8 protein-coding genes and 1 pseudogene are annotated in these 8,455 nt (G+C 68.9%); 4 read left to right on the forward strand and 5 right to left on the reverse strand.

All coding sequences use genetic code 11. The features are described from left to right. Both ABZV34_RS35465 and ABZV34_RS35470 read right to left on the reverse strand, forming a co-directional pair. Nucleotides 1–602: NAD(P)-binding domain-containing protein (locus ABZV34_RS35465; RefSeq protein ID WP_356286153.1), on the reverse strand; the 602-nt coding region annotated here is incomplete at its 3' end. A gap of 20 nt (nt 603–622) precedes the next feature. Beyond that, entirely contained in the window at nt 623–1,633 is a 1,011-nt protein-coding gene (locus ABZV34_RS35470) for a zinc-binding dehydrogenase (protein ID WP_356286156.1), read from the reverse strand. Nucleotides 1,634–1,740: 107 nt separating this feature from the next. Here ABZV34_RS35470 and ABZV34_RS35475 point away from each other — a divergent pair, with 107 nt between their 5' ends. Next, nucleotides 1,741–2,349: a TetR/AcrR family transcriptional regulator gene (locus ABZV34_RS35475; protein WP_356286159.1), complete on the forward strand. Its 609-nt coding sequence runs from the start codon at nt 1,741–1,743 to the stop codon at nt 2,347–2,349. A 71-nt stretch (nt 2,350–2,420) separates the two neighbouring features. Here the strand turns inward: ABZV34_RS35475 and ABZV34_RS35480 are convergent, their stop codons facing one another. Both ABZV34_RS35480 and ABZV34_RS35485 read right to left on the reverse strand, forming a co-directional pair. After that, entirely contained in the window at nt 2,421–2,564 is a 144-nt protein-coding gene (locus ABZV34_RS35480; RefSeq protein WP_356286162.1) for a hypothetical protein, read from the reverse strand. 731 nt (nt 2,565–3,295) lie between these two features. After that, a complete protein-coding gene (locus ABZV34_RS35485; protein ID WP_356286165.1) occupies nt 3,296–4,342 on the reverse strand; it encodes an ATP-binding SpoIIE family protein phosphatase in 1,047 nt (348 codons plus the stop codon). Between the two features lie 714 nt (nt 4,343–5,056). On the opposite strand from ABZV34_RS35485, the pseudogene ABZV34_RS35490 reads away from it, so the two are divergent. The 3 genes and pseudogenes from ABZV34_RS35490 to ABZV34_RS35500 all read left to right on the forward strand — a co-directional run. Next, nucleotides 5,057–5,293, forward strand: a pseudogene (locus ABZV34_RS35490) (IS6 family transposase); the annotation flags it as partial. Between the two features lie 346 nt (nt 5,294–5,639). After that, complete coding sequence (locus ABZV34_RS35495; protein ID WP_356286168.1) at nt 5,640–6,905, forward strand: PP2C family protein-serine/threonine phosphatase; 1,266 nt, start codon at nt 5,640–5,642, stop codon at nt 6,903–6,905. A 129-nt stretch (nt 6,906–7,034) separates the two neighbouring features. Further along, a complete protein-coding gene (locus tag ABZV34_RS35500) occupies nt 7,035–7,412 on the forward strand; it encodes a transposase (protein WP_356286171.1) in 378 nt (125 codons plus the stop codon). 40 nt (nt 7,413–7,452) lie between these two features. Here the strand turns inward: ABZV34_RS35500 and ABZV34_RS35505 are convergent. Continuing rightward, the coding region (locus ABZV34_RS35505) for a transposase (RefSeq protein WP_356286174.1) at nt 7,453–8,455 on the reverse strand (1,003 nt) is incomplete at its 5' end.

The raw sequence follows: 8,455 nt of genomic DNA on the forward strand, positions 1-8,455 counted from the left end.
CAGTCCTGTTTGAGGGCGTGGAGGCCGGAGAGCGGCCCGCCGAGCTGCATGAGACGTCCGCCCTCGCGCAAGGAGCCGAGGTCGACGGGGGCGAAGCCGAAGGCGGCGGTGAGGTCCTTGACGGTGGTCTTGGCGTCGGCGTCGTCACCGGCGAGGAACAGCACCTGGCGTCCGGCCCGGTGGCGCGGATCGGCGGCGATGTACTGGCCGTAGAGGGTGTTGAACGCCTTGACGACGCGGGCTCCGGGCAGCAGGGAGGCGACGTGTTCGCTGCCGGTCAGCTCGCCCAGGTCGGCGATCTTCATGGGCGGGGGCGGGGAGGTGAACTGGTTGGTGGCGTCGATGACGATGCGCCCGTCGAAGGGGGGCAGGCCGGCCACCGCGTCCGGGATCTGGGGCCAGCCGACTGCGAGCACGACGAGTTCCGCCGCGGCGGCTTCCTCCGGGGTGCCGGCGTGGACGAGCGGTCCGAGTTCGTCGGCGAGGCCGGCCAGGGAGGCCGGGCCGCGGCCGTTGCTCAGTACGACCTGGTGGCCGTGGGCCACGGCGTGCCGGGCGATGGCCTGGGCGACGGTTCCGGCGCCGAGCGTTCCGATCTTCATGGCGGTGCCCTTCGTGGGGTTCAGGGTGCGGGGCTGGTGAGCAGGACGGTTCCGCTCCTGCCGGGGCGGCGGACATGGTCGATGGCCTTCGCGAAGTCGGCGAGGTCGTAGCCGGCGGCGACCTCGAAGAGTTCCGGGGCGGTCGCGGCCAGACGCGCGGCGAAGGCCACGTCCTCGGCCCGTTCCCCGGGCGAGCGGGCGGCCATCCACTGGAGGACGGACGTGCCCCGCACGGTCAGGGCCCGCGGGGTCAGCGCGAGCGACTCCAGCGGCGTACTGCCAAAGCCGAGCCCTCCATAGGCGATCAGCGTGCCGCCGTCGGCGAGCAGCCCGGCCAGCTCACCGGTCAGGGATCCGCCCACCGCGTCCAGTACGACCTGGGCACCCCGGCCGCCGGTCGCGTCCTTGACCTGAGTGCGCCAGTCCGCGTCGGCCGTCGAGATGGCCGGCAGTCCGGGGAAGCGCTGCCGCAAGGCCTGCGCCCCCGTGGCGCTGCGTACCAGGTTGACCAGCGGGATGCCGTGCTTGAGTGCCGCGGCGCTGACCAGCTTTCCCACCGACGAACCGGCGGCCGTCTGGACCACCGGACCGGCCTGGCCGTGCTGGGCGTCCTCGACCGCCCGCAGCAAGGAGAGCAGGGTCAGCGGGTTGACCAGCATCAAAGCCGCGGTCTCGTCGCTGAGATCGTCGGGTACCGGCACCACAAGATCGGCCGGCGCCGTGACGAGTTCGCTCCACGCGCCCGGCACGGGGAAGAACGCCACCCGCTGGCCGGGCCGCAGGTCCTGCACACCCGCGCCGACGGTCTCGATGACGCCCATTCCCTCCACGCCGGGAATCCGCGGTGAGGCGAACCGCTGCCGCGGCCAACCGGGAAGGCCCTCCACTCCCGCCAGGTCGCCTGGGTGGATCGGCCGGGACAGCACCCGCACCTGCACCTGCCCGGCCGCGGGCGCAGCAGGGGCCGGCTGCTCGCTCAGGCGCAGTACCTGCCCGGCTTCTCCGTGCTGGTCGTAGGCGATGGCGCGCATGACGCTCCCTTTCCACAAGCTATTAATGATGGGCATCATTACAACTCCTGTTATGATGAGAGGCATCATTAAAAATGTCAAACCGAGAACGACGCGAGAGGACGGCCATGCCGCGGATCACCAAGCAGGACAAGGCCCGCAACCGGCAGAACATCCTCGAAGCGGCAAGCCGCATGTTCCGCTCGCAGGGCATCGACGCCGTCGGCATCGCCGAGCTGATGAAGGAAGCCGGACTCACCCACGGCGGCTTCTACAACCACTTCGCCTCCAAGAACGACCTGGCCGTAGAGGTGTGCAGCGCCTCCTACGCCATCTCGCTCGCGGTCCTGGCCCAGGCGATCGAGGACGGTCCGGGCCAGGCCGGCTCTCCGCTGGAGCGGGTCGTGGCCGACTATCTGTCCGCCGCGCACCGCGACGCCCCGGACGGCGGCTGTCCCTCCGTCTCCCTGGCCACCGACGCCGGACGGCACAGCGAAACCGTGCAGAGCGCGTACGCCGAAGGCGTCAAGGGATACCTCACCGGCTTCACCACCGAGTTCCTGCGCGAAGCCGAGGACAAAGGCCACGAGCGCGACCCGGCCGAGGCCCGCCACAGGGCCATCCGCCTGCTCAACGAAATGGTCGGCGCGCTGATGCTCGCCCGCGCCGTACGCCACGTCGAGCCCAATCTCTCCGACGAGATCCTGCAGACCGGCCGCAGCCACGCCCTCGACTGATGCGACTCAGGGCCGCTGCGGGACGTGGAGCCGAGCCGTTCGCGACGGACGGCCCGGCCCCGACACGCTCCCTACAAGGCTGATCGGCCTGACTCGAACGCCTCCGCCAGGACACCCAGGCTCGCGTACGTCCCGAACATGGTCACGGGTCCCGTCCCGTCCTCGCCCTCGACGGCACCACCCTGGCCCTCCACGACCGCCACAACGTGCGCCAAGGCTGCACCACCCACCCCATGCCCCCCTGGGCCCAGCCCCTCATGCGCGCCGCGGCGTTCACCCACCTCCTCACTACCGCAGAGCGCAGCTGCCTGGTGTCCGTTGACATCGAACTCAGTCCACCGGATGCCGCTGACCTGCGGCGACTAACTTCGCTGTCAAGGCGGCGGCGCGGCGTCCGTCCTGTGTCCAGCCCTGCGACCTGCGGCGACTGGGTTCGATGTCAGGGATCGCCGTCGGGCTGGGTTCGATGTCAGCGGACACCTGGCTCTGTGGATGACGAGGAGCAGCGTTTCTCGGGCAGTTCGGGAGGCGTGTACCGTGTCGAATATCGATGGCTTCGGACAGCAGCTCGGTGTCGACCGGCCAGACGCCGTCTGCCGCTCCTCCGGGGCACGGGACAAAAGCGCTGGCTACGGGCGCAGGTTGCGGTCGTCGTCCCGCCGTTGCCGAGCGCCGACGGGTGCCTCCCGTACTCGTCGACATCGAGATCCGGGCCTGGCGAGCGCCTCCCGAGGCCGTCGACAACTGCTGTCGTGTGACGTCGATACAGCCAGTTCCGTGTTCTCCGTGGGTTTCCCTGGCCGCTGCACGCTGGTTCTTGGCCCGCACCCCGGGCGAGAAGGCGTCCCAGACCACGGAGGCGGCGGGCAGGAAGTGCCCGTGCACGGCCGCATAAACGTTTTGCGGGGCTATCGCGTCACGGGAGCGAGGGCCGGTGGCTTGTTGGTCACCACAGTCCGTGGGCGGTGATGACTGAGGCGTCGTCGTGCTGTTTGCCGGCGGTGTGCAGGAGGCGGGCGGCGATCACGGCGGGGGAGTGGTTCAGGAGTTCGGGAATGGTTTCGGGGTGCCAGCGTTCGGTCAGGCCGTCGGAGTGCATGATCAGTGCGCTGCCTTGGGGCAGCGGGTGGGTGGTGGTGCGCAGGGTGCGTATCTGGTGTCCGGCGGTCCCTGGCCGTGAGGGCAGGCTGCTCTTGGATGTTGCTGTGACGACCGCGGCGCTGATGTTGCCGATCCCGCAAAACGACACCTGATTCAGGTCCGGTTCGATGCGGGCCACGGCGACGGCGGCGCCGCGGGTGGCGGCCAGGGTCTGGTGGATGTCGGTCATGATTTCTTCGGGCGAGCTGCTGGTGCTCGCACGGAAGGCGCGGAGCGCTGTGAGGGTGGCCCTTCGGGCCAGAGGCCCGTGGCCGAGTCCGTCACAGAGCATCACCAGGACTGCTTGCGACGATGCTTTGCTGCTGTCCCAGCGGGCTGCCCAGCCGTCTCCGCACTGCTGCCCGCCACTGATGGTCCTGGTCACCCCCTCCACCACCGAGGTTGCTCGGTCGTTGCTTGCGTCTGGGGGGCGAAGCCGGGTGCCGCGGGGCCAGAACCGTGCCAGCATCACGGTGCCTTGTCCGGGGAGGGAGTGCAGGTCGAAGGTGTCCGCGAGCCGGGCGATCATTCCCAGTCCGATGCCCAGCGTGCCGGCGGTGGAGTGGCCGTCCCGCATGGAGCCGGCCACATCGGCCATGCCGGGCCCGTTGTCCACGGCCAGGAATTCGATGCCGGCGCGCTGAGAGGTTCGCACGATGCGCAGCAGGATCGCCCCGGCGACGGCGTGCTTGGCCAGGTTCGAGGCCGCCTCGGTCACCGCGAGTGCAACCTCGCCGCGGCGATGCTCGTCCAGCCCGACCTGTTCGGCCAGCCGTGAAGCGGCCCCCCGCGCACCGGTGAGGTCGTCGCGCAGCCACGCCACGTCCTCGGTCTCCAGCAGCAGAAAACTCATTGCACCCGCCTGGGGGTGCATTCCCTATCGGCGATCCGTTTCACGCTGGTGTTGCGCTGTCCATGGGCAACCTCCCTGGTGAAGCCGGTGCCCGCCATCGGACAAGTCAGACCCATCTGTGAGGGTCCGGCTTCCGTCAGCACATCAGGCCGTCTGCTGAGGGCGCCCTGTGTCCGGACTCCGCGACGCGCCGCGAAGGGGAATGGGTCTTCGGAGGGAGGCCGGATGCAGGGCATGGGAGGCAGGTTACCTCTTCGGCTAGGCCCTAAAAATCTGTGATCGCTGGAGTAGACATTGGTGGGTGGTCTGGTTATGGTTTCTCTCGTAGCCAGAAGGAAGCAGGGCCCGGCAGACACGAACTGCCGGGCAGTAGTACAGGTGGTTGCAGGTGGCAGGGCGGTGCGGTGGTGGAGTTTCGAAGCCAGGGCGGTTGCAGGACGGCGACGGGACTGGCGGCCGGACCGGGTGGCCCGCAGTGATCAGGGGCCGCCGTGAAAAGGACCGCGCTCATGCGGTGGCATTACCGGTATGTGCAGTTCGCAGGACCCAGCAGTGAAGTTGGTGAGTGGTTCCTCGGTGAAGGCGTCGGCTGCGGGCGCGCGCACCGGGAGGTCCGGCAGTGGGGTTCTAAGCCAGAGCAGGTGCAGGACGGGCGACGGGGCTGGCTGTCGGAGGGTGACGCTTCAACAGGTCACCGAGCAGTACGCGGTATCAGCAGTACGCAGGAAAGCGAACTCCCACCAGCCCACTCGGCAGCGCGAACGCGCGATGAAGGGCTTCCGCAGCATCGGTGGAGCACAGCGGTCCCTGTCCGCGTTCAGCGGCATCTCACCCCACTTCCGGCCCCGCCGCCACCTGATGGCCGCCTGCGACCACCGAACCGAAATAACCAACCGCTTCGCCATCTGGGACCAGATCACCGGCGCCGCCAGCCGGCCCACCACGGCCTGACCACAGGCCGGCGCCCGGGCCCCACCACGCCCCGACACGCCATCAGACACCCACGCACCCAACAACGAGACAACGCCCTGCTCGCCCTTGAACTGACCAGGGACCGGCCCCACGTGTCGCCGCAGCGGCACGTGGGGTACAGACCCGGTACCCAGGACGGCCGAACGGCCCTGCCTGTGCGCAACAGCCGCAGCGAGAACAGGCAGAGCGGCGTCGGCACGCCCCGCGGCCGAATGTTGAATGGCGAGCCCGTTTCCTGGGTAAAGTAGCTTGCCATTTCGTGCTCGCCGAAAAATCGTGTCACCGGCACATACTGGGGCGGCACGCTGGCTGGAAGGGCGCTCCCATGCGGGACAGCGGAATGGACGGACTGGGTGAGGCGCTGGCTGCAGCGGAGGCCGCGCCGCCGGTGGAGTCCGTCGACGTCATCGGCGCTACTTTGCGAAGACAGCTCGGAGCCCGGTCCGTGTCATTCCTCATCACCGACTTCACCGGCACCTCTGTCGTCCGCCTGGGCACCGCGGACGACATCGACCTGGAGCGTCCCGCAGACCCGATCGCCGTCTCCGGCACCGTGTACGACAAGGTGATCCGGACCCAACAACCGCATGTGGAGACCGTAAGGGGCGGCGCTTGGACTCGGGTGATCGCACCGGTCACCAACCGCGGGGACGCGATCGGGCTGCTGGAGCTCTATCTGCCCCACCACCCCGACCCGGAGACCCTGCTGAAGATCAGCCGGAGCGCCCACGCCCTGGCATACATCATCATCGCGAACCGGCCCTTCACCGACCTGTACCAGTGGGGCCGGCGCACCAGCCCTCTGAGCCTGGCCGCCGAGATCCAGCACCGGCTGCTGCCCTCATCGCTGGCCTGCGAAGCCGCACAGTTCGCGGTCGCCGGCGCCTTGGAGCCCGCCGAGTTCGTCGGCGGCGACACCTTCGACTACGTCATAGACCGCGACCACGTCCAGCTGTCGGTCACCGACGCCATGGGCCACGACGTGGACGCCGCCCTCCTCGCCACTCTCCTCGTCGGCTCCCTGCGCCGCGCCCGCAGGCAGGGAGCCGACCTCGCCGGACAAGCACAGACCGCCGACCAGGCCGTGGTCGAGCACAGCGGCGGCCGCTACGTCACGGGGCAACTGCTGCGTATCAGCCTGCACGACGGTCGAACCGAGTTCATCAACGCCGGCCACCCCTGGCCCCTGCGCCTGCGCGGGGGAAAGGTCGAGCAGATCGTGCCGTCCATCGACTTGCCCTTCGGATTCATAGCCCCGCACGCGTATACGGTCCAGAGCTTGGACCTGCAGGCCGGGGACCGGTTGATCATGCTCACCGACGGGATGCTGGAGCGCGGCGCAGCGGACCTCGATCTGCCCGCCCTCATCGAGAGCACACAGGACCTGCACCCGCGCGAGGCCGCCCGTGTCCTGATCGAGCACGTCGTCCAGGCCCATGGCGGGCTCCTGCACGACGACGCCACCGTGATGTGCCTGGACTGGTATGGCACCGAGTCCACCCGACGCGACGCCGACCACGGCGCCGACCTGACCGAAGCCTCGCCCACGGCCGGACAGCGAACCGCACCACCGGAACCTTCAGACGCCTGATATGTCCCCCTTGGCCAGGATCATTCCAGCGCCGGAGCAGTCCCGGCCGGCCCTCTGTGACAACCTCAGGTGAGTCGGGGAGAACCCGGAAACATCTGACTGGGCGGAGAGACGAGTAGTGCTGTACCGATGACCGTTCTGACCTCAGCCGGGCGGGCAGGGGATGCTGGAGGAGTGACCCCCCGCCCGGATCCCCAGGTCCCCGCCAAGGCCAAGCGCCGCAGCTTCACCGCAGACTTCAAGATGAAGGTCCTCGCCGAGTACGAGGCCGCCCCCGAGGGCGAGCGGGGGAAGGTGCTGCGCAGGTACGGGCTGCACTCGTCGCACATCGTTGACTGGCGCCGCTCGCGGGACGCCGGCGCCGCGGCCGGACTCGCCAAAACCCGCGGACGTCCGGCGGCCGACCCCCGCGACAAGGAGCTCGAGCAACTGCGTGCCGAGAATGACCGGCTCCAGGCCTGCGTTCCGCATAATTCGCGGCGCCTAGAGCGCCAAATCGTGCTGTGAGCTGGGGAAACGCGTCTGGACACGCTGTGGGGGCGTGTCTCTAGGCGTGGGGGTTGTGGCTGGTCAGCGGGTTTCGGGGGTGAGCTCGACGATCTTCTTGGGGGCGGGGATGTCGAGCTTGTTCAGTAGGTCGCGCTGGGTGCGGGTGAGCTCGGTGAGCTGGCGGAAGGTGCCGGCGGGGCCGGTCGAGTTCGCGGCGGATGGTGGGCCAGGTCGCCTGGGTGGTGGTCTCGGCGATACGGATCAGCAGCAGGGCGAGCCAGCACAGGATGACGTGGGCGCGGATACGTTCTTCGAGCCGGTGGTAGACCGGGCGGAGATCGAGGATCTGCTTCATGTCACGCCAGCCGCGCTCGACTTCGAGGAGCTGCTTGTAGCCCAGCGCGATGTCCTCGGCCGAGAGCTTCGGGTCGCTGCAGCGCAGGAGGTACTTCCCGTCCAGGTTCGCCTCGGCCTTGGCCTTGGTGGCATCGATGCGGAGCTTGCCGGCCGGGGTGGTCCGCAGGTAGCGGTTAAGGCCGGGCTTCGCGGCGATCTTCCCGCGCAACTCGCCGCGCTTGCAGTCCGACAGTGCGTCGCTGCCCTCGATCAGCTCGGTGAGCTGGGTGATCAGCTGGGTGCGGATCGCCGCGTCGCGGGTGGCGCCTTCGGGGTTGTGGCAGATCACGAAGCGTTCGGCTTCGGAGACCTTCACTTCCTTGACGCGCATGTTGTGCGCGATGTCCTGGTAGCGGCCCTGCCGGGACAACGCTGCCTTGATCTCGGGCGAGTTGGAGCGGAGCTTCTCGCCGATGATGTAGTGGTGGTCGCCGGAGCGGAGGTAGCGGCGGTTGGCCGCGGAGGCGAAGCCCCGGTCGGCAACCCACACGATCTTGGACAGGGTCCAGTCCCGCATCTCGTCCTTGACCTGGCGGATCAACGCGGACTCGCCGGTGTTGCCCGGCCAGCACCCAATGCCGTTGCCTTTACGGGGCCCGGGCCCGAATGGCGATGGCAAATCCTCCGGCAGGTAGGCGAATGCCCTGGTCAGGGGGTTTCTTCGT

Origin of the sequence: Streptomyces sp. NPDC005195 (assembly GCF_040608315.1) — a bacterium.
GTDB classification, from domain to species: domain Bacteria; phylum Actinomycetota; class Actinomycetes; order Streptomycetales; family Streptomycetaceae; genus Streptomyces; species Streptomyces kaempferi.